The organism is Achromobacter sp. 1011811831, from assembly GCF_059760905.1.
Genome location: NZ_JCBANG010000022.1, coordinates 56,703 through 77,909 on the forward strand (window position 1 = coordinate 56,703; position 21,207 = coordinate 77,909).

General features: G+C 67.9%; 20 protein-coding genes. 15 read left to right on the forward strand and 5 right to left on the reverse strand.

Annotation, left to right across the window (positions count from 1 at the left end; translation table 11 throughout):
- Positions 1 to 110: 110 nt before the first annotated feature.
- Positions 111 to 695, reverse strand: coding sequence for a hypothetical protein (locus tag AC6LJ9_RS11305; RefSeq protein WP_498147615.1), 585 nt, complete (start codon positions 693 to 695; stop codon positions 111 to 113).
- A 152-nt stretch (positions 696 to 847) separates the two neighbouring features.
- Positions 848 to 1,471, reverse strand: a complete 624-nt coding sequence (locus AC6LJ9_RS11310; protein WP_498147616.1) for a LysE family translocator — start codon at positions 1,469 to 1,471, stop codon at positions 848 to 850.
- A 95-nt stretch (positions 1,472 to 1,566) separates the two neighbouring features.
- On the opposite strand from AC6LJ9_RS11310, the gene AC6LJ9_RS11315 reads away from it, so the two are divergent.
- The 3 genes from AC6LJ9_RS11315 to AC6LJ9_RS11325 all read left to right on the forward strand — a co-directional run bounded on the left by AC6LJ9_RS11315 (position 1,567) and on the right by AC6LJ9_RS11325 (position 3,574).
- On the forward strand, positions 1,567 to 2,526 hold the full coding sequence (locus AC6LJ9_RS11315; protein ID WP_498147617.1) for a GlxA family transcriptional regulator: 960 nt from the start codon (positions 1,567 to 1,569) through the stop codon (positions 2,524 to 2,526).
- Positions 2,527 to 2,695: 169 nt separating this feature from the next.
- Positions 2,696 to 3,082: a DCC1-like thiol-disulfide oxidoreductase family protein gene (locus AC6LJ9_RS11320; RefSeq protein ID WP_498147618.1), complete on the forward strand. Its 387-nt coding sequence runs from the start codon at positions 2,696 to 2,698 to the stop codon at positions 3,080 to 3,082.
- 75 nt (positions 3,083 to 3,157) lie between these two features.
- Positions 3,158 to 3,574, forward strand: a complete 417-nt coding sequence (locus tag AC6LJ9_RS11325; protein WP_212318524.1) for a GNAT family N-acetyltransferase — start codon at positions 3,158 to 3,160, stop codon at positions 3,572 to 3,574.
- Between the two features lie 82 nt (positions 3,575 to 3,656).
- On the opposite strand, the gene AC6LJ9_RS11330 is transcribed toward AC6LJ9_RS11325, so the two are convergent.
- Positions 3,657 to 5,234, reverse strand: coding sequence for an EAL domain-containing protein (locus AC6LJ9_RS11330; protein WP_498147619.1), 1,578 nt, complete (start codon positions 5,232 to 5,234; stop codon positions 3,657 to 3,659).
- A gap of 192 nt (positions 5,235 to 5,426) precedes the next feature.
- Between AC6LJ9_RS11330 and AC6LJ9_RS11335 the strand changes: the two genes are divergently transcribed.
- Positions 5,427 to 7,058 carry a diguanylate cyclase gene (locus AC6LJ9_RS11335; RefSeq protein ID WP_498147620.1) on the forward strand — a complete coding sequence of 544 codons (1,632 nt, stop codon included), beginning with the start codon at positions 5,427 to 5,429 and terminating at the stop codon, positions 7,056 to 7,058.
- Positions 7,059 to 7,100: 42 nt separating this feature from the next.
- Here AC6LJ9_RS11335 and AC6LJ9_RS11340 read toward each other — a convergent pair whose 3' ends face one another.
- Entirely contained in the window at positions 7,101 to 7,523 is a 423-nt protein-coding gene (locus tag AC6LJ9_RS11340) for a hypothetical protein (RefSeq protein WP_498147621.1), read from the reverse strand.
- A 282-nt stretch (positions 7,524 to 7,805) separates the two neighbouring features.
- Here AC6LJ9_RS11340 and AC6LJ9_RS11345 point away from each other — a divergent pair, with 282 nt between their 5' ends.
- From AC6LJ9_RS11345 to AC6LJ9_RS11385, 9 genes are read left to right on the forward strand one after another with little or no spacing between them, the layout of a single operon-like run.
- Positions 7,806 to 8,930 (forward strand): LysR family transcriptional regulator, encoded by a 1,125-nt coding sequence (locus tag AC6LJ9_RS11345; protein WP_498147622.1) that lies wholly within the window; start codon positions 7,806 to 7,808, stop codon positions 8,928 to 8,930.
- Entirely contained in the window at positions 8,923 to 10,371 is a 1,449-nt protein-coding gene (locus AC6LJ9_RS11350; protein ID WP_498147623.1) for an NAD(P)-binding domain-containing protein, read from the forward strand. Before AC6LJ9_RS11345 ends, AC6LJ9_RS11350 begins: the two co-directional genes overlap by 8 nt.
- Positions 10,368 to 11,342, forward strand: a complete 975-nt coding sequence (locus AC6LJ9_RS11355) for an ABC transporter permease (RefSeq protein ID WP_498147624.1) — start codon at positions 10,368 to 10,370, stop codon at positions 11,340 to 11,342. The genes AC6LJ9_RS11350 and AC6LJ9_RS11355 overlap by 4 nt, the downstream gene beginning before the upstream one ends.
- A complete protein-coding gene (locus AC6LJ9_RS11360; RefSeq protein ID WP_498147625.1) occupies positions 11,339 to 12,256 on the forward strand; it encodes an ABC transporter permease in 918 nt (305 codons plus the stop codon). The genes AC6LJ9_RS11355 and AC6LJ9_RS11360 overlap by 4 nt, the downstream gene beginning before the upstream one ends.
- On the forward strand, positions 12,253 to 13,278 hold the full coding sequence (locus AC6LJ9_RS11365) for an ABC transporter ATP-binding protein (RefSeq protein ID WP_498147626.1): 1,026 nt from the start codon (positions 12,253 to 12,255) through the stop codon (positions 13,276 to 13,278). Before AC6LJ9_RS11360 ends, AC6LJ9_RS11365 begins: the two co-directional genes overlap by 4 nt.
- Positions 13,275 to 14,369, forward strand: coding sequence for an ABC transporter ATP-binding protein (locus AC6LJ9_RS11370; protein WP_498147627.1), 1,095 nt, complete (start codon positions 13,275 to 13,277; stop codon positions 14,367 to 14,369). Before AC6LJ9_RS11365 ends, AC6LJ9_RS11370 begins: the two co-directional genes overlap by 4 nt.
- 59 nt (positions 14,370 to 14,428) lie before the next feature.
- Positions 14,429 to 16,000: an ABC transporter substrate-binding protein gene (locus AC6LJ9_RS11375; RefSeq protein WP_498147628.1), complete on the forward strand. Its 1,572-nt coding sequence runs from the start codon at positions 14,429 to 14,431 to the stop codon at positions 15,998 to 16,000.
- A gap of 10 nt (positions 16,001 to 16,010) precedes the next feature.
- Positions 16,011 to 17,360, forward strand: a complete 1,350-nt coding sequence (locus AC6LJ9_RS11380; RefSeq protein ID WP_498147629.1) for an acyl-CoA thioester hydrolase/BAAT C-terminal domain-containing protein — start codon at positions 16,011 to 16,013, stop codon at positions 17,358 to 17,360.
- Positions 17,361 to 17,384: 24 nt separating this feature from the next.
- Positions 17,385 to 18,557, forward strand: a complete 1,173-nt coding sequence (locus AC6LJ9_RS11385) for a CMD domain protein (protein ID WP_498147630.1) — start codon at positions 17,385 to 17,387, stop codon at positions 18,555 to 18,557.
- A gap of 159 nt (positions 18,558 to 18,716) precedes the next feature.
- On the opposite strand, the gene AC6LJ9_RS11390 is transcribed toward AC6LJ9_RS11385, so the two are convergent.
- Positions 18,717 to 19,163 (reverse strand): SgcJ/EcaC family oxidoreductase, encoded by a 447-nt coding sequence (locus AC6LJ9_RS11390; RefSeq protein ID WP_498147631.1) that lies wholly within the window; start codon positions 19,161 to 19,163, stop codon positions 18,717 to 18,719.
- Positions 19,164 to 19,503: 340 nt separating this feature from the next.
- On the opposite strand from AC6LJ9_RS11390, the gene AC6LJ9_RS11395 reads away from it, so the two are divergent.
- Positions 19,504 to 20,349 (forward strand): class I SAM-dependent methyltransferase, encoded by an 846-nt coding sequence (locus tag AC6LJ9_RS11395; protein WP_498147632.1) that lies wholly within the window; start codon positions 19,504 to 19,506, stop codon positions 20,347 to 20,349.
- A gap of 262 nt (positions 20,350 to 20,611) precedes the next feature.
- Positions 20,612 to 20,923, forward strand: a complete 312-nt coding sequence (locus tag AC6LJ9_RS11400) for a hypothetical protein (protein WP_498147633.1) — start codon at positions 20,612 to 20,614, stop codon at positions 20,921 to 20,923.
- The last annotated feature ends 284 nt before the right edge of the window (positions 20,924 to 21,207 follow it).

A 21,207-nucleotide genomic window follows, 5' to 3' on the forward strand; every position in this document is an offset into this window, starting at 1 on the left:
GCCGCGCCCGGACCAGGCCGTTATGCGCTCCGCGCGCCACAAATGAAAAACCCGGCCGTACGTAGCCGGGTTCCTGACTGCCAGGCATCCGCTGGCGCATGCGCATGACCTTACATGGGCGTGATCGAGCTGAACCGGAAAATGAACTCCGGGTCTTCGACCTTGCTTTGCAGGCGCAGGCTGGACTCGTACAGGCAATCGCCGCTGACTCCCTTGAAGAAGGTACCCGAGAACTTGACCTTCTGGCCGACCTTCAGGCCGGAAGCGGTATTGAATAGCGGCGACCCCGGCTGCATCAGCGTGTGATGCATCAGATCGGAAAAATCGTTGTTCCAGGTCTTGACGGTAATCCGCTTGGAAATCGCAATGGCAAGAACGCCCTTGCCATCGCTATTGGCGCCGATCTCCCTGACCTGGCCAATCCAATCGGTCACTGCCGTCGACCCGACCGACTGGCACAAGGCCTGATCCCGCTTGGCCTTGATGCCGCCGCGCTGCATGTCATTGTCGATTTTCTCGGAATCCTTTTGGGCCGCGGCGACGATCTCCACCAGGGAAGCCTGCCCCTTGGGCATGTCGGACGAAGCGATGGCCTCGCCGGCCTCTTCCGCGCCGATTATCCCCGCCACCACGATTACCGCGATAACCCAGAACCACCACCGCCGATAAATCGGCTTTTTCTTTACTTCCAGCACTGGTCTTCTCCACTTTGTCCATGAGCTTACAAAACTGCCAGCGCATTCTGCCATAAAGATATTGAGATAATGTTTTGCCGCGCGGCCCCCAAGTCCGATTGATAATCCAGCAGAAACAAACCCGCTTCCGCCTTGCATCCCGCGCCGCCACGCTAACGCAGCATCGGCCACAACGTCAGCGCCAGCGCGACCCCCATGCCGATATTGAACCGGCGCAGCCGCGCGGGATCGGCCAGGAAGCCGCGCAGCGACATGCCGAACAGGGCCCACACCGACACGCTGGGCACGTTCACCAGCGCGAATACCGCGCACATCCAGGCCAGCGCGCGCAGGGGCGCGGCGGCGTCCATGTAGACCGCCACCGCCGCCAGCGCCACCATCCAGGCCTTCGGGTTGATCCACTGGAACAGCATCGATTCGCCGAAGCGCAAGGGCCGCGCCGCGGCCGCCGGCCCCGCACCCATAGCGCGCGATTGCGCGATGCGCCAGGCCAGGTACAACAGATAGGCCGCGCCGGCGAACTTCAGCGCCTGCGCCAGTGCCGGCCACGCCAGGAATAGCGCGCCCAGTCCCAGCCCCACGCCCAACAGCAGCGAGGTGAAGCCGACGGTGATGCCCAGTACCTGCGGCAGGGTCCGGCCGAAACCGAAGTTCGCGCCCGAGGCCAGCAGCATCAGGTTGCTGGGACCGGGCGATATCGAGGTGACGACGGCAAAGCCCGCCAGCGCGGCCAGGCTTTCAAGGGTCAGGGGATACAGCAGGCTGGACATGTCCATGAATCTCCAATGGGTGGGCACGATGCGCGGATTGTGGCGGCGCCCAGGCTTCGCTACCATTGGCAAAATTGACATTTTTGATATCAATCCTGCCAATGAAAATCCAGGTTCTCGCGCTCGACGGCGTGTTCGATATCGGCCTGTCCGCGCTGTTGGACGTATTCACCACGGCCAACGAACTGGCGCCCATGCTGTCCGCCGCCATCACGCCCTTCGATGTCCGCCTGACCGGCATGCGGGCGCGCGTGCGCACCGCGCAGGGCATGGCCTTGCCGCTGGCGGGGCGCGCGGACATCGACGCGGATTGGACCGTGGTGCCCGCGCCTGGCTGCAAGATGCCGGAAACGCTGCTGCCAGCGCTGGCCCGATCCGATGTGCGCGACGCCAGCGCGCTGCTGCGCGAGCTTGCGGACAACGGCGGCCAGATCGCCGCGGCCTGCATCGGCACCTTCGTGCTGGCCGAATCCGGTCTGCTGAACGGCCAGCGCGCCACCACCACCTGGTGGCTGGCGCCGCTGTTCCGCCAGCGCTATCCGGATGTGCGGCTGGAAGACGACCGCATGCTGGTGCGCTCGGGCGCCCTGCTCACGGCGGGCGCGGCGCTCAGCCATGTCGACATGGCCCTGTGGCTGGTGCGCCAGGCCAGCCCCGAACTGGCGGGGCTGGTCGCGCGCTACCTCATCGTGGACCCGAGGCCCGCGCAATCGGCCTACGCCATCCCCGACCACCTGGCCCACGCCGAGCCCATGGTCGAGGCCTTCGAGCGCTGGGCGCGCGCCCGCCTGTCGCAAGGGTTCTCGCTGGACGAGGCCGCGCTGGCGCTGCACACCAGCAAGCGCACGCTGGCGCGCCGGCTGCGCGACACGCTGGGCAAGAGCCCCTTGGCGTACTTCCAGGAACTGCGCGTGGAGCGCGCGGCGCACCTGCTCAAGACCAGCAGTCGCACGCTGGAGCAGATCGCCGCCGACGTGGGCTACGCCGACGGCGTGACGCTGCGCACGCTGTTGCGCCGCAAGCTGGGACGCGGCGTGCGCGACCTGCGCGGTGCCGGCTGAGGCCTGACGCCTGACGCCACACGCCATACGCCATACGCCGGACGCCAGCGCCGGAGGCCAAAGGCGGCATGAGCCTCGCCACGCGCCGTACCCCAGCGCGCGCGTGCTTCAACAGCGTCCGCCTGCTACGCTATGGGCATCATCAACGCCACGCCCGCCGGCCTCTGCCATGTCTGCCCCCCTCACCCGCAACCTGCTGCTCTACGACGGCGACTGCCCCTTCTGTTCGAACTACGTGCAACTGATGCAGCTGCGCAAGACCATCGGCCCGCTGGACGTGCTGAACATGCGCGAGCATCCCGAGCTGGCGGCGCATTTCCGCGCGCGGGGCCATGACCTGAACGAAGGCATGCTGCTGCAATGGGACGGCAAGATCTATTGGGGCGCGGATTGCGTCAATCGGCTGGCCCTGCTCAGCACCGGCAACGACCTGTTCAACCAGATCAACGCCGCCATCTTCCGCAAGCCCTGCCTGTCCAAGGCGCTGTATCCCTTCATGCGCGCCGGCCGCAACCTGGGGCTGACGCTGATGGGCAAAGGCAAGATGCAGTATTGACTCCCGCCTGGCGCGCTGAATTCCCACTCGGTGCGCGCCAGACTTTCACGCCTCCCTCTCATCTCACCCGCCAACATGATTTCCGTCAGAAGACTGCTGCCCGCCGAATGGGCCCTGGCTTTTCCGCTCATCGCGCAGCTGCGCAACCTGGACGAGGCGGAATTCCTGCGCCGCGCCCGCCGTCAGGCGCATGGCGGCTATGAGCTGGTCGGCGCCTACCTGAACGACGCGCTGGTCGGCGTCATGGGCATGCGACCGGTCCATACGCTGGCGCGCGGCCCGCACTTGCATGTAGACGATCTGGTGGTGGACGCGGCCGTGCGAGGCAGCGGCGCGGGACATGCGCTGATGGCCTACGCCGAAGCGGACGCGCGGGCTCGCGAGATGAGCGCGGTGTTCCTGGACGCGCGGCCCGACGCCATTCCTTTCTACGAAAAGGAAAACTACGTGCGGCATCCTGCGCCTTCGATGAAGAAGACGCTGGCGCCCTGACGCGGCCGGCCCCGCTACCCTGCCTGGCGGCATCCCGCGTGGCCGCCAGGAAGATCGCGGCGGCAAACAGGCCGACCGGCTCCTAGCTCGCGGGCACTTCCTGCGCGATGGCCTGCGGCGCGCGCGGCGGCGGCCGCAAGCCTTCGGGCAAGCGGCGCAGCAGCTCATCCAGCGGCACCGCGCGCCCGTACAGCCAGCCCTGCGCCTTGGCCACGCCATGCGTGGACACCGCCATGGCCTGCTCGGTGGTTTCCACGCCCTCGGCGATGACGTCCAGGTCCAGTGACCGGGCCAGTTCGACGATCTGGATTGCCACGGTCCGGCGCGGCCCCTTGTCCGCGATGCCCTGCGTGAAAAGCTTGTCCAGCTTCAGGTAATCCAGCGAAAAGGATGCCAGGTAGGCCAGGCTCGAATAGCCGGTGCCGAAATCGTCGATCGCGATCCGCACGCCCAGCGCGCGCAGTTCCTCGATGCGTTCCTTGGCGTTCTGCTCCAGCAGGCCGCGCTCGGTCAGCTCGATGAAGAGCAGCTTCGGATCGCGGCCCGTCACTTCCAGCAGGCGCTGGGTCAGGGCGCGTCCCTTGCCCGAGCACAGCTCGCTGGACGCCAGGTTCAGCGACACATAGAAATCGGGCGCCTGCGCGGCGATGACCGGAATGTCCTGGCGGGCCAGGTCGAACACCATCGTGGCAATGTCTCCGGACAGCCCGAAGCGTTCGGCGGCCGGAATGAAGATGTCCGGGCCGATCGCCTCGGCGCCCAGCGGCCGCCGCCAGCGCAACAGCGCCTCGGCGCCGACCCAGGCGCCGCTGCGCAGGTCGACGATGGGCTGATAGGCCAGATAGAAATCCCGGTTGTGGATGGCCCGCTGCAACTGCGTGCGCAGATCCAGCGCGCGCCGCGACTGCCAGAAGATCACCGTGAACACCAGCAGCCCGGCCAGCGCGCCCGTGACGCCGACGATCCACCGGGTCAGCGCCATGTCGTGCAGATAGGCATGCTTGGGCAGGGTCGCCATGGCGAAGAAAGAGAACTTCGACGACGGCGTCAGCGCGACGACGGCGCCGGCGCGCTCCTCGGTCACGGGCACGCGATCCTCCAGGCCTTCCATCCAGGCGGGGTCGACGTTGCCGCTGCCCAGGAATTGCGCCGCCGTGCCCGGATACGCCAGCCCCAGCGTCATGTGTGGAGCCAGCAGTTCCGCCGCGCCCAGGAAGTCGCCGCGATTCAGGAAGATGGCATAGCCGCCGTCGGCCAGCGCGCTGTAGTGCAGATTGGGCGCGGCCGGCAGCACCACGTCGCTCCAGACCTTGACGCCGCGCACGGACACGAAATCGGGCTGGCCGATATCCACCTTGTCCATGCTGTGGCCCAGCGAGGAACAGGCCACGCGCGATCCGTCCAGCACCGCGATGGCGCGCAGCAGCGGCGACTGCAGCACCAGCTTGCCCATCTCGGCGCGGGCGAAGGCCGCACAGGGCGGACTGTTGCCCATGTCGCCGAGCGTCCGGCTGACCTCCCATAGCTGGGTCAGCACGTCGTCGGCGCGCTTGAGCACGGCCTTGGACACGGTCTGGGCCTGATTCTTGGCCCGTTCAAACGCAAAATAGTCCAGCAGCGCGATCCCCATGAAGGTGGGAACCACCGCGGCAGCCAGCATTGCGCAAACCAAAACAAGTGTCGTCGCGAGCTTGCTCATTCGAACCGCCCCCCATCTCACGCCTTGTTGATGGTGATCAGAAGCACTGCGAATGTTGCAGGCGAAAATAATACCGCGCAGTAGCCCGGCATGGTATTCAAAATCGCGTAAATGCTCGCAAACCGGCCGGAAAACGAGCGCTTTTGAAGAAAAATGACGAATCCTCACCGCAGCGCCGCCTCCGCCGGACGGCTTCCCTCCATCCGGCGCGCCTTGCTGCTGCTCGGCATCGCCTGTACGGCGCCGACGATTTTCGTGGCGGCGGGCGCCGCTTACGAAGACTTCCTGCTGCGCAAGGAACGGGTATACGAGGCCGCGCTGGCTTCCGCCCGCAGCCTCGCGGGCGAACTGGAACGGGAGCTGCGCGGCGTGGAAACCGGCCTGCGCATCCTGGCCACCGAAGACGAACTCGAACGCGGCGCGCTGCCGGCCTTCCATCGGCGACTGGGCGACGCGCTGCGTCTGCAGAACGTGGACGGCTACATGCTGCTGGACCCGCAGGGCGTGCCGCTGGCCGACAGCGGCATGCCCAATCCCGGGCCGGCGATCCGCAGCGCCCTGTCCGACGCGGCGCTGGCCAAGATGGGACGCAGCCGCGACATCGTCATGGCCGGCCTGTTCAGCACCGCCCTGCACAATGAGCCGATGCTGGCCATCGGCATACCCGTCGAGATCCGTGGCGAAGTGCGCTATGGCCTTTATGCGCAGATCCGGCCGCAACGCATCGGCCAGGCGCTGCGCCGGCAGGCCATGCCGGACGGCTGGGTGGCGGCGGCGCTGGACGACGACGGGCTGATCGTGGGCCGCACGCGCGAGGAATCGCGCTACGTCGGCCAGCACGCGGTGCCATCGCTGGCCGCCGCCGCCGCGCGCGAACGCGAAGGCACGCTGCGCAGCGAAACCAAGGAAGGCATCCCGGTGCTGACCGCTTTCAGCCGCAGCCGCGACGGGCGCTGGACCGTGGCGGTGGGCGCGCCGCTGTCCGCCCTGACGGCGGACCTGTGGCGCTCGCTGATCTGGGGCGCCTGCGCCGGGCTGGCCATCATCGCCGCCGGCATCTGGGCGGCCTACCGCCTGGCGACCCGGATCGAGCATGCCGTCGCCGCGCTGGTCCCGCCGGCGATCGCGCTGGGACGCGGCGAGGCCATCGACGTGCCCGAAAGCCGCTACAGCGAGACCGCCATGCTGGGCCGGTCCCTGCTGCACGCGTCCCGCATGCTGTCCCAGGCCCGCCGGCAGGCGTACCACGATCCCCTGACCTCGCTGAGCAATCGCCTGCTCTTTAGCGAACTGGCGGCCCGCGCGCTGGCTGCGGGCGAGCGCAGCGCCCGGCCCGCCGCGCTGCTGGCGCTGGACCTGGATCATTTCAAGGCGGTGAACGACACCCAGGGACACAGCTCGGGCGACCTGGTGCTGAAGATCGCGGCGGAACGCATGAGCGCCGCCTTGCGCGCCACCGACATCGTGGCGCGCTTCGGCGGCGACGAGTTCGTGGTGCTGCTCGATGGCGCGGACGCGGACACGGCGCGGGACGTGGCGCGCAAGCTCAACCAGGCGCTGGCCGAGCCCTATCCCGGCATCCTCGCATCCGTCACGGCCTCGATCGGCATCGCCTGCTTTCCGCGGGACGGCAGGCATCTTGAAGCGCTGCTCGCGCAGGCCGACGGCGCGCTGTACGCGGCCAAGGCCGCCGGGCGCAACCGCTACGAAATGGCCTCGTCCTCGAGCGCGACAAATCCGACACTAAGCGCCAGGGCGGTCCGGGAACCCGCCGCCCTGTCATAGGCCCGGAGCGCTGGTACCGGGCGCCAGCAGCGGACACCGGCGCTAGTTCAGACGCTCGAAGCGCCACTCGCCCATGAGCATGCCCGCAGTGCCGCTGATGCGATAGTCATAGTGCTTGCCTGGTTCGACCCGCAGCTCGTGATACTCGACGGGTTCGGACACGTTGAAGTACTGGATTCCGATCTTGCGCATGCCGGCAGGCACGCGCAGCACCGCTACCCGGTTGGCATCGACATTGACCACATGTCTGCCATCCAGATAAATGAGCACATTGACGGCCGCCCCGGAAACGCCCGCGTCGCGCGCGATTCGGATCTCGCCCTTGTCCGGCGCGGACTGCATCAGCGACGGATCCAGAAAGGCCGACGCAGGCGCCCTGGGCCCGGTCTCGACATCGACTGGCACGGTCATGCAGCCCGCCAGCGAGGCGCAGATCAACAGGGCAGAGCAATATCTGATCATCAACTTCCACTCTCCTTACGGCGGTTCGCGCGGCAGGCGCATTGTGCCCGATCCCGAGGCGCGGCCTGCCTGCCACAGGCCGGATCAACGCCCCTGGCCGGCCAAAGAATGCACGCAGTCGCGCACGCCTCGGCGTGGCCGGCGCCCCCATCCCGCTGATAAATAACTGAAAGTAATGAATTTCCCAGGGAAAACCCCAGAAAGGGAATTTACTTATGCCCTTTAATTATTTGCCGGACGCATACTGCAAGCGTAAGAATTCGTCCTTAGCATAAGTCAAGCCAGATGGAACTGCGTCAACTCGAGGCCTTCGCGGCCGTCATGTCCACCGGCAGCGTCACCGCCGCCGGTCGCCTGCTGGGCCGGTCGCAGCCCGCGATCAGCCGGCTGCTGCAAGAGCTGGAAGCCGAGATCGGCTATGCCCTGTTCTCGCGCAGCGGTCCGCGCGTCACGCCCACCGAGCAAGGATTCCTGCTGTACGAGGACGTGGAGCGGGCGCTGGCCGGCATGCGGCAGATCCGCGAGCGCGCCGGCGAGATCGCGCGCGGCCAGGCCCAGCCCCTCTTGATCGCCGCCACGCCGGCGCTGGCCGCCGGCCTGGTGCCCGCCGCCTTGCAGCGCATGCAGGCGGGCGCGGACGCCGCCCGCCACGTCGCCGATCAAGCCGCACACCCAGACGCACACCCGGACGCGCACCCAGCCGCCCCTCCCGGCCCAGGCCGCATCCAGCTGCGCAGCGCCTCGCCCGAGCGCGTGGTGCACGCGGTGCTGACCGGCGCCGCCCAGCTGGGCGTGACCAGCCTGCCGCTGGAGCATCGCGGCCTGACGGTGCACTGGATCGGCCAGGCCGCCTGCGTGGTCGCCTTGCCGGAAAACGATCCGCTGGCCGCGCACGACGTGGTGCCGGTGTCGGCCCTGGCCGGCCGCCGGCTCATCACCATGGCCAATCCCTACCGCCTGCGCCGCCGCCTGGACGCCGCGCTGGCGGCCAACGCGCCGGCCGCCGGCACCATCGAGACCAACTCGTCCATCAACGCGCTGGCCGCCGTGCGCGCCGGCCTGGGCGTGTCGGTGCTGGAGCCGGTCACCGCCTACGGCACGCCCATGCCGGGCGTGGCGATCCGTTCCATCGACCTGGACATACCCTTTTTCTTCGGCGTCATCACGCCGCAGGCCCAGCCGCCCTCGTCCGCCTGCCTGGCCGCCGCCGCCGCGCTGGCCGAGGCCGCCGCCGCGCTGCTGCCCGGCTTCGTCCGGCATGAAGCCTGCGAACACGGCGCGCTGCTGCAATCGGTCTACGGCGACGACGCGCCCAGCCTGCCCGACGGCCCCGGCGAAGCCGCCGCCGAGCCTGCCCCGGCCCGCGCCGCCGACGACGCCCCCAATACGGAAACACCCCGCCATGACTAAGCCCGCCGCCGGCCTCGCCGCGCTGGAAACGCGCCTGCGCCAGGATCTGTCCTGGCTCGAACTCCCCGCCAGGAACTGGGTCACGCCCCGCCTGGAAAACGGCCAGCCCGTGCTGGACGTGGCCATCATCGGCGGCGGCATGGCCGGCCTGGCCGCGTCCGCCGCGCTGACGCACCTGGGCGTGAACGCGCCCATCTTCGACCAGTCGCCCGAAGGCTATGAAGGCCCCTGGGCCACCACCGCACGCATGGAAACGCTGCGCTCGCCCAAGCAGCTGACCGGCCCCGCGCTGGGCCTGCCGGCGCTGACCTTCCGCGCCTGGTTCGAGGCCCAGTTCGGGCTGGAGGCCTGGGACGCACTGGACAAGATCCCGCGCCTGCAATGGATGGACTACCTGCGCTGGTACCGCCGCGTGCTGGGCCTGGACGTGCGCAACGAACACCGCGTGCTGGCCGTGCTGCCGCGCGCCGACGGCCTGGTCCGGCTCGATATCGAATCCCCCGCCGGCCGCCACGCGGTGCTGGCGCGGCGCGTGGTGCTGGCCACCGGCCGCGACGGCCTGGGCGGCGCCTACGTGCCCGGCTTCGCGCACAAGATCCCGCGCGCGCGCTGGGCGCACTCGTCCGACGTGATGGACTACGCCACGCTGGCCGGCAAGCGCGTCGGCGTGGTGGGCGCGGGCGCGTCCGCCATGGACAGCGCGGCCACCGCGCTGGAAGCCGGCGCCGCCAGCGTCGACCTGCTGATCCGCCGCGACGACATTCCGCGCATCAACAAGGGCAAGGGCGCCGGCAACCCCGGCCTGACCCATGGCCACCTGAACCTGCCCGACGACTGGAAGTGGAAGATCCGCCACTACATCAACGCCGCCCAGGTGCCGCCGCCGCGCGGCAGCACGCTGCGCGTGTCGCGCCACCCGAACGCCCGCTTCAACCTGGGCTGCGGCGTGCAGGACCTGGCGCTGGTCGACGACGAGATCCGCGTCGCCACGCCCAAGGGCGAGTTCGCGCTGGACTTCCTGATCTTCTCGACGGGCTTTCGCATCGACTGGACCGTGCGGCCGGAATTCGCCGCGCTGGCCCCGCACGTGCGCGCCTGGGGCGACCGCTACACGCCCGCCGCCGGCGACGAGGACCAGGAACTGCATGACTCCCCCGACCTGGGCCCCGCCTTCGAGCTGCAGGAAAAAACGCCCGGCGCCTGTCCCGGCCTGGACCGCGTGCACTGCTTCTCGTACCCGGCCGCGCTGACGCACGGCACGGTATCGGGCGACATCCCCGCCATCAGCGAGGGCGCCAAGCGCCTGGCGCAAGGCATCGCCGGGCTGTTCTACCGCGAGGACGTGGCCACGCACTACGCCAACATGGAAGCCTTCGCCGAGCCGGAAGTGTTCGGCGACGAATGGACGCCCGCCACCGCCGCCACGGAGACCGCCAAATGACCGGCTGGCTGCTGCGCCGCATCGCGCAAGCCGCGGTGGTGGTGTTCCTGATGACGCTGATCGTCTTCGTCGGCCTGCACGCCATCGGCAACCCCGTGGACATCCTGATCGGCCAGGACGTGGACCAGGTGGACCGCGCCCGCATCATCGCCGAGCTGGGCCTGGACAAGCCGCTGTGGCAGCAATACCTGGGCTTCCTGAACGGCGCGCTGCACGGCAACCTGGGCAACAGCTTCGTCTACAACATCCCGGCCGTGGAGCTGGTGATCCAGCGCCTGCCGGCGACCTTCGAGCTGGCCATCGCCGCCATGCTGCTGGCGGTGCTGATCGGCCTGCCGCTGGGCCTCCTGGCCGGCCTGTATCCGGACAGCCGGTACTCCAAGCTGATCATGGCGGGCAGCATCGTGGGCTTCTCGCTGCCCACGTTCTGGATCGCGCTGATGCTCATCATGACCTTCAGCGTGTCGCTGGGCTGGCTGCCGGCCAGCGGTCGCGGGCAGACGGTGGAGTTCCTGGGCTTCCAGTGGTCCTGGCTGACCGCCGACGGCTGGCGTCACCTGATCCTGCCGGCCTTCAACCTGTCGCTGTTCAAGATCTCGCTGGTCATCCGCCTGACGCGCGCCGGCGTGCGCGACGTGCTGCCGCAGGACTACGTCAAGTTCGCCCGCGCCAAGGGCCTGTCGCCGGTTCGCGTGGTGGGCGTGCACGTGCTGCGCAACACCATGATCCCGCTGGTGACGGTGCTGGGCCTGGAGCTGGGCTCGACCATCGCCTTCGCCGTGGTCACCGAGAGCATCTTCGCCTGGCCCGGCGCCGGCAAGCTGATCCTGGACAGCCTGAACGCGCTGGACCGCCCGGTGATCGTGGCCTACCTGATCGTGGTGGTCTGCCTGTTCGTCACGCTGAACCTGATCGTGGACATTCTTTATAAAGTGCTGGACCCGAGGGTGCGGCTGGAGGCCTCGGCATGAGCGCGGCATCGACACCTACCCCGACGCCCGCCCTGCGCCGCGAATCCCCCTGGCGCCGCAACCTGGCCGAGTTCCTGTCGTCCAAGACCGCCGTCGTCGGCCTGGCCGTGTCGCTGCTGCTGACCCTGGCCGCCGCGCTGGCGCCCTGGATCGCGCCGCAGAATCCCTATGACCTGCTGCAGATCGACGTGCTGGACGCGCGCCTGACGCCGGGCAGCATGAACGGCCTGGACACCTTCCACTACTGGCTGGGCACCGACGGCCAGGGCCGCGACCTGCTGTCGGGCATTCTCTACGGCCTGCGCATCAGCCTGGTGGTGGGCGTGGGCTCGGCGCTGATCGCCGGCGTGGTCGGCACGCTGCTGGGCCTGCTGGCCGCCTATGCCGGCGGCAAGACCGACGCGCTGATCATGCGGCTGGTGGACCTGATCCTGTCCTTCCCGTCCATCCTGGTGGCCATGATGATCCTGGCCTACCTGGGCAAGGGCGTGGGCAACGTGGTGCTGACGCTGGTGATCCTGGAATGGGCCTACTACGCGCGCACCGCGCGCGGCCAGGCCCTGGTCGAGCGCCGCCGCGAATACGTGGAAGCGGCCCGCTGCCTGGACATCCCGGACTGGCGCATCATGTTGAAGCACATCCTGCCCAACTGCCTGCCGCCGCTGATCGTCATCGGCACCCTGCAGATCGCGCGCGCCATCACGCTGGAAGCCACGCTCAGCTTCCTGGGCCTGGGCGTGCCGGTGACCGAGCCGTCGCTGGGCCTGCTGATCTCGAACGGCTTCCAGACCATGCTGTCCGGCGAATACTGGATCAGCTTCTATCCCGGCATCGCGCTCCTGATCACCATCGTGGCGATCAACCTGGTGGGCGACCGCCTGCGCGACGTGCTGAACCCGAGGAACCACAAATGAGCGCCGCCCACCAAGACGCGGCCTCGCGCCCGGCCGCCGCGCCCGCGACGCTGGAAGTGCGCGACCTGCGCACCCACTTCTTCACCCGCGCGGGCACGCTGCCCGCCGTGGACGGCGTGTCCTTCACGCTGGAACGCGGCAAGATCCTGGGCCTGGTCGGCGAATCCGGCTCGGGCAAGTCCGTCACCGGCTTTTCCATCATGGGGCTGGTCGACGCGCCGGGCCGCGTGGTCGGCGGACAGGTCCTGTTCCAGGGCCGCGACCTGACGCAGCTGGCGCCGCGCGAGCTGCGCAAGCTGCAGGGCAACCGCATCGCCATGATCTTCCAGGATCCGATGATGACGCTGAACCCCGTGCTGCGGGTGGACGCGCAGATGATCGAGACCGTGCGCGCCCACAGCAAGGTCAGCCGCGCCCAGGCGCGCGAACTGGCCCGCGACACGCTCGGCATGATGGGCATCCCCAGCCCCGAAGAACGACTGCTGGCCTACCCGCATCAATTGTCCGGCGGCATGCGCCAACGCGTGGCCATCGCCATCGCCATGCTGCACCGGCCCGACCTGATCATCGCCGACGAACCCACCACCGCGCTGGACGTCACCATCCAGGCGCAGATCCTGTCCGAGGTGCAGAAGCTCGCGCAGCAGCACGGCACCAGCCTGATCTGGATCACCCACGACCTGTCCGTGGTGGCCGGCCTGGCCGACGAAGTGGCCGTGATGTACGCCGGCCGCATCGTCGAGCACGGCACGGTCGACGACGTGCTGGACCGTCCGCAGCATCCCTACACCGTGGGCCTGATCGACAGCCTGCCCAGCAACAACCGTCGCGGCCAGCGGCTGCGCCAGATTCCCGGCATGACGCCCAACCTGCTCAACCTGCCCATAGGCTGCGCCTTCGCCACGCGCTGCGCGCGCGCCAGCGCCGCCTGTATCCGCACGCCCCTCATCAGCGAGGCCCTGCCCGGCCACCGCGTGCGCTGCTTCCACCCCACCATCCAGATCCGGGAGGTGGCGGCATGAGCGGCACCGAACGCCAAACGGACGAAGCGCGGCGCGATGCCACGGGCAAGCCGGCGCGCGACGCGCGGGACGCCACGGCGACGCAGGGCGACGCCACGCCCCTGATCGAGCTGCGCAACGTCAGCAAGCGCTTCGGCGAACGCCACGTGGGCGCCGCCGGCCGCCTGCTGCAGCGCGCCGGCCTGTCCAGGCCGCCCGCCGTAACCCGCGCCGTGGACGGCGTGGACCTGATCGTGCGCCCCGGCGAAGTGGTCGGCCTGGTCGGCGAGTCCGGCTGCGGCAAGTCCACGCTGGGCCGCGTCGCGGCCGGCCTGCTCACGCCGTCCGGCGGCGAGGTCCGCATCAACGGCCTGCGCCCCGCCGACATGACGCCGACGCAGGCACACCAGGCCCGCCTGAAAGTCCAGATGATCTTCCAGGACCCCTACGCCAGCCTCAACCCGCGCCTGCGCGTGGACGAGATCGTGGGCGAGGCCGCGCGCATCCACGGCCTGGTCGGCCGGGGCGAGTTCGACGACTACGTCAGCGCCCAGCTGCAGCGCGCCGGCCTGGACCCGGCCCTGCGCCAGCGCTATCCGCACCAGTTCAGCGGCGGCCAGCGCCAGCGCATCGGCATCGCCCGCGCGCTGGCGGTGCAGCCGTCCATGCTGGTCTGCGACGAGGCCGTGGCCGCGCTGGACGTATCGATCCAGGCGCAGATCCTGAACCTGTTCATGGACCTGCGCGAGGACCTGGGCCTGACCTACCTGTTCATCAGCCACGACCTGGGCGTGGTCGAACACCTGTCGGACCGCGTGGTCATCATGTACCTGGGCCGCGTGGTCGAGACCGCCACCGTGGAAGAGGTGTTCCAGCGCCCCAACCATCCCTACACCCAGGCGCTGCTGGCCGAAATCCCCGACCTGAAGTCGCGGCGCAAGGTCTACACCGCCATCAAGGGCGAGATCCCCAGCCCGCTCAACCCACCCGACGGCTGCCATTTCCATCCGCGCTGCCCGCATGCGATGCCGCGCTGCAAGACCGAGGTTCCCACATTGAAGGGAATCGCCATCCACCACCATTCCGCCTGTCATTTGAACGACATGCACTGATCGCAAGCGGCTGGCATGGCGCCAGCCCCTGCCGTTCCCCCTCACCAAGGACCCCGAACATGAAACGCCTGATCCTCTCCACCCTGGCCGCCGCCCTCCTGGGCGCGTCCGCCGCCGCCTCGGCCGACAAGCTGTCCATCGGCTTCGCCGACCCGCTGTCCTCGCTGGATCCGCAGCTGAACAACCACGCCGGCGACCGCTCGGTGGCCCTGCACTTCTGGGACCTGCTGATCGAGAACAAGTGGAACAAGCTGCAACCCGGCCTGGCCGTCAGCTGGAAGCCCCTGGACGACAAGACCTGGGAATTCAAGCTGCGCGAAGGCGTGAAGTGGCAGGACGGCACGCCCTTCACGGCCGACGACCTGATCTACTCCTACACCCGCGCCCGCGCCGTGCCCGGCAGCGTGGCCACCTACGCAGGCTACCTGCGCACCATCGACTCGATGAGCGCCAAGGATCCGCTGACCCTGATCGTCAAGACCAAGGCTCCCAATCCCGACCTGCCGCTGAACCTGGCCTCGGTGCACGTGGTCAGCAAGCACGTGGGCGAGAAGTCCAGCACCGAGGACTACAACTCGGGCAAGGCCATGGTCGGCACCGGTCCCTACAAGTTCGTGTCCTACACCCCCGGCGACCGCGTCGTCATGGCGCGCAACGACGGCTACTGGGGCGACAAGCAGATCTGGGACCAGGTCAACTACCGCTACATCAACAACGCCGCCGCCCGCACCGCCGCGCTGCTGGCCGGCGACGTGGACGTGATCGACAAGGTGTCTGTGTCCGACCTGGCCAAGCTGCAAAAGGCCCCCAACGTCTCGGTCTATCCCTATGACGGCCTGCGCGTCATGCTGCTGCAGCCCAGCTTCAATCCCGCGTCCAGCCCGTACATCACCGACAACGCCGGCAAGCCGCTGGACAAGAACCCGCTGCTGGACGTGCGCGTGCGCCAGGCGCTGAACCTGGCCATCAACCGCAAGGCCATCGCCGACCGCATCCTGCAGGGCGCCGCCACCGAGGCCAACCAGTGGATGCCCAAGGGCACCTTCGGCTACAACCCGGACGTCAAGGACATCCCCAACGACGTGGCCCAGGCCAAGAAGCTGCTGGCCGAGGCGGGCTTTCCCGAAGGCTTCAAGCTGACCATGCACGTGCCCAACGACCGCTACCCGCAAGGCCCGGAAACGGCCCAGGCGGTGGCGCAGTTCTGGACCCGCGTGGGCGTCAAGACGCAGGTGGAAGTGGTGCCGTGGGCCGTGTACTCGGGCCGCGCCAACAAGAACGAGTTCGCCATGAGCATGCTGGCCTGGGGCAACGGCACCGGCGAAGCCAGCTACGCGCTGGTCAACATCCTGGCGACCGTCGATGCCAAGAAGGGCCTGGGCGCGTCCAACTGGGGCCACTACAGCAACCCCAAGGTCGACGCCGCGCTGGAACAATCCACCTCGGAATTCGACGTGGCCAAGCGTGAAGCCATCCTGCGCGACTCGGTCAAGCTGGTGGCCGACGACGTGGGCATCATCCCGCTGTTCCACTACAAGAACATCTGGGCCGCCAAGAAGGGCCTGAAAGTCACCCCCATGACCAGCGACCGCACCGCCGCCATGATGGTGACCAAGGACTCGGGCAAATAAGGCAGGCGACATGGTTCCCACCCTGAGCATCCAGCCCGCCGACGCGCTCATCGACGTGCCGCGCGGCATCCGCGTCGAGCACGTCGCGCCCGGCCAGACCGTCGAGATCACCGCGCTCACCCGCCGCAACGGCGTGCTGTGGCAAAGCCAAGCCGCCTTCGTCGCGGCCGAGGACGGCAGCGTGGACCTGACGCGCGACGCGCCCGTCTCGGGCGACTACGCCGGCGTCTCGCCCATGGGCCTGATCTGGTCGCAGTCCCCCGTGGACTCGCCCAGCCGCGAGCACTTCAACCACCCCGTCGCCGAGCCGCTGGTCACCGAGATCGTCGCGCGCGCCGCCGGCGCCCAGGTCCAGGGCCAGTTCACGCAGCGCCTGGCCGCCGAGGGCGTGACGCGCCAGGACGTGCGCGAGCACGGCCTGGTCGGCACGCTGTACCTGCCGCCCGGCGCCACGCCCGGCTCGCATCCCGCCGTGCTGATCCTGAACGGTTCCGGCGGCGGCATCAACGAACCGCGCGCCGCGCTGTATGCCTCGCGCGGCTACGCCGCCTTCGCGCTGGCCTATTTCAAGGCGCCGGGCCTGTCGGACTACATCTCCAACACCCCGCTGGAATACTTCCAGACCGGCCTGCGCTGGCTGCGCCAGAAAGTGCAGCCCAAGCACGACTTCGTCGCCATCAGCGGCCAGTCGCGCGGCGGCGAGCTGGTGCTGCTGCTGGGCGCCACCTTCCCCACGGAAGTGTCGGCCGTGGTCGCCTATGTGCCCGGCGCCGTGGTCCATAGCGGCCAGAACGCCTGCGACCCCAGGATCGGCCGCGAAGGCCCGACCTGGCTGCTGGGCGGCAAGCCCCTGCCCCACGTCTGGGAAAACAATCGCACCGCCACCTGGGCGCCGTTCGACGAAGGCCCCTCGCCGCACCGGCACGAGAAAGCCATCCTCACCGCCCTGCAAGACCCCGACGCCGTGGCCCGCGCCCGCATCAAGGTCGAGGACATCCAGGGCCCGGTCATGCTGCTGTCCGCCACCGACGACGGCTCCTGGCCGTCCAGCCTGTACTCGAAGATGGTGCGGGACAAGCTGGCGCAAGTGAACCATCCCTATCCCGTCCGGTGGCTGGATTACGAGAACGGCGGCCACTCCATCCTGTTCCCCTACGTGCCCACCACCCAGCTGGTCTATGCCCACCCCGTGTCCGGCAAGATCAGCACCAGCGGCGGCAATCCCAAGGACAACGCCCGCGCCGACCAGGAATCCTGGGAAGGCGTGCTGACGTTCCTGGACGCGGCGGTGCAGGCGCGCGGCGCCGCCGCGCCGCAAGCCCGCGCCGGCGCCACCGACCAGCCCGGCCGCGCCGGCTGAACGACACACTCGGAGACTCATTCCATGGCACAACAACCCATCGTCTACGACGCCGCCCAGGATCTGGTGGACCAACTCGTCGGCCTGAAATCCGACGCCGCCACCTACACCGTGCGCCATCAACGCGACAAGGTCGCCGCCGCCACCCAGGGCAGCTATGACGCGCTGTTCGACCCGGCCCTGCCCGGCCTGACGCTGGCCGAGCGCCTGCTGGTCGCGCTGTATGCCGCGCGCCTGACGCCCGCGCCCGAGCTGGCCGCGCACTACCGCCAGCGCGCAACCGACGCCGGCGCCAGCGCCGCCGACATCCAGCTCGCCGAAACCGGCAAGCCGGCGGACGCCGCCGACCCGCGCCTGGCCGCCATCCTGGAATTCACGCGCAAACTGATCGAGAAGCCCGTCGAGGGCGACGAGGCCGCGCTCAAGACCCTGCCCGCCGCCGGCGTGTCCACGCCCGCCGTGGTCACGCTGTCGCAGCTGGTGGCCTTCCTGTCGTACCAGGTGCGGCTGGTGGCCGGCCTGAAGGCGATGCAGGCCCAGGCCAGCCGGCCCGGCCGCGCCGCCGTCACGCCGCCCGCGCCGCATCCGGCCAACACCGCCGCCACCGCGCCCGGCGACGCCATCAGGCTGCACGGCTTCACCAATGAATCGCTGGAATGGAAGGCCTGGCTGGACGTGGTCGACCTGGAACAGGCCACGCCCGAACAGATCGCCATCCTGGAAGAAAGCCATCCCAAGGCCAAGGTCTCGGACTACTACCGCTTCCTGGTGCACCAGCCCGAGATCCTGCGCCAGCGCTCCACCGCCTTCAACGCCATCATGTACGCCCCCGGCGGCATGTCGCGCGCCGAGCGCGAGCTGGGCGCGACCGTGGTGTCGCGGGTGAATGGCTGCGTGTATTGCGCGTCGGTCCATGCCCAGCGCTTCGAACAGCTGGCCAAGCGCAACGACGTCATCGCCCAGGTGTTCGAGAACCCGGCCACCGCCGGCACCACCGCGCGCGAGCTCGCCATCGGCGCGTTCTCGATCCAGCTCACCGACGCGCCGGCATCGGTCAACGCCGACAGCATCCAGGCCCTGAAAGACGCCGGCCTGAACGACGGCGAGATCCTGGACCTGCTGCATTCGGACGCGATCTTCGCCTGGGCCAATCGTCTGATGCTGAACCTGGGCGAGCCGGTCTACGCGACCGCCTGATCATGCGGGGTTCCGGCGCCTTGCGCGCCGGGCATCCCATCCGTCGTGTCCGGCGCCGTGCCGCCGGACATCGACGACCGCGCACGTGACCGTGGCGGCATGCCAAACCGCCACGGCGGCGGCGGGCTGGCAAGCCTGCGCGCCGCCGCCGGCCGCCGCTCAATGCTCCGGCATCGCCGAGGAATGATGGCTGGTGATGCGCCAGTCCTGTCCGTTCCACGCGTAGGTATAGGTATAGCGCGCGGCCACCGAACGGCCGTCTTCGAACTTGAAGGTGTACAGCCCGCTGGCGATGGCATCGTTGCAACCGATGCGCACCGCCCGGCTGTTGATGCTGCCCACCGGATGCTTCTCCATGAAGTGCACGAAATAATCGCGCTTGGCGTCCCGCGTCAGCCGGGGCGTGTTGGACATCGTGGGCAGCAGCACCGCGTCGTCCTCGTACATGGACACCACCTTGTCCGGATTGCCCGTCTTGAGCATGTCGTTCCAGCGTTCGAACTGATCCGCGATCTCGCTCTCGGTGGTCGATTTGCAAGTCTCTGCTTGCGCCGCGTAAGGAATGGCGCACAGCGCCAAGGACAGGATCAGCATGGAACGTTGCATTCAAGGACTCCTTGGCCATCGGGCCGCTAACACCCGCCGCGCGGCTCGCAAGCCCGATCGGCCCGGGATCCGCGCGGCGGCAAAGCGGCAAGACTACGGGCAAATTTCCCACCCGCGACGCGGATTGGCGTGAATTCGGACGATTCCCCGCCGCCGATTTCCAGCAATTCATCCGCTGACTTGCTCAACAAAACCGCCCCCGGAATCCATCGCCGCCGCCAGCGCGGCCATCCCCCGCCTACCGCCTCCCCCACCACGCGGCCACCCCGTGGAAGCGTTAAACTGCCACTTTCCGCCTTCCCCCGCGCCTCGCTCCCAGCGGGGCGCATTGCCTTGCCCCATGCCTGAAAAAAACCACGACATCCGCCCCGGCCAGTCGATCGAACTGCTCAAGGCCCTGCACATCCTGACCCGCGACGGCAAGATGAACCAGGACAGCCGCCGCAAGCTCAAGCAGGTCTACCACCTGTTCCAGTTCATCGAACCGCTGCTGAAAGACGTGCAGGCGCAACGCGGCGCCGTCACCCTGGCCGACCACGGCGCGGGCAAGTCGTACCTGGGCTTCATCCTGTATGACCTGTTCTTCAAGGAACAGCCCCAGGCGCAACAGCAAGGCTCGCACATCTACGGCATCGAAACCCGCGAAGAGCTGGTGCAGTCGTCGGAAGAACTGGCCCGGCGCCTGGGCTTTGGCGGCATGTCCTTCCTGAACCTGTCGGTGGCCGAATCCATCACCTCCGACAAACTGCCCCCGTCCATCGACGTGGTCACCGCCCTGCACGCCTGCAACACCGCCACCGACGACGCGATCCGTTTCGCGCTGGAGAAAAAGGCCAGGTACATCGTGGTCGTGCCCTGCTGCCAGGCGGAAGTGGCGTCGGTGCTACGCAAGAACAAGGCCAAGGCCCTGGCCGATCCGCTGGCGGAAATCTGGCGGCATCCGCTGCATACGCGAGAGTTCGGGAGCCAGATCACCAATGTGCTGCGCTGCTTGCAACTGGAAGCGCACGGGTATCAGGTCAGCGTAACCGAGCTGGTCGGGTGGGAGCATTCGATGAAGAACGAGCTGATCATCGCGCAGTACAAGGATCTGCCGAGAAGAAAGCCGGCGGAACGGCTGCGGGAGATGCTGGAGAGGATTGGGTTGCAGGAGTTGAAGGAAAGGTTTTTCCTGGCTGAGGGGTGAGGCTGGGGGGCTGTGATTGGATGGGTAAAGGACCGCTTGCGGTCCTTTTGTTTTTTTGAGCGCTGGCTTGTGCCGGGATCAGGATGGGACCGCCGCGTGCTCGATTTGGCACTCATCACGCTTGATTCCGATGCCCGCTGGAGCTGATACTGGCTCCGCAATCCCACCAGGATCGCCCAGGTTGACAGCTGGAAAAGACAGACGACATGGCCGCTGCAATGGCGGCCTCTCTCTTCCTATTGCGTCAATACTGGAGCGACTGATGAACGATCACCCTTTGACTCTTGACCGCTGGGCCACGCCGGATGATCCGGAGTTTGGCGTGGTTCGGCTTGCTGATCTTCGGAAGATCGAACGGACTTGCCAGGGAATATGGGCGATAAGCCGGATTGTTGGGAATAGTGCTAATGAGCCGGATGGCACTGGAACCCCGCCATTGGATCCGTGGATTGTGTCCAACCTGCTTGGCGGGATTGAGAGCCTTTGTGATTACGTTGGAGATGTTGTGGGGGCTACGCTTGATGAACCGCTACCGGGGGCTCATTTCGCAATGGAGCAAAAGCCCATTCACTAACCGATCCATCCTGGTCGAGCCAGCACCACCTGATGCTGGCTCGATTGCTTATGGCATCAAAGAAAGCAAAGGCTGGCCGACATTGACCCGATATAGGCGCGAATTTCTCTAATTTGGATCGGCACTACATTTTGGGTAAGGATCAACCCGCAAAACCGGGCCTGTCATTAATTTCGTGTTCAAGGCATAACATACGTCCAAGGAGTATGTATGCCTCGCACCCCGAAGTCCAAGCTGGCGGATCTGCCGGCTATTCCCCCTGAGCTGTTGGAGTCGTTCGGCAA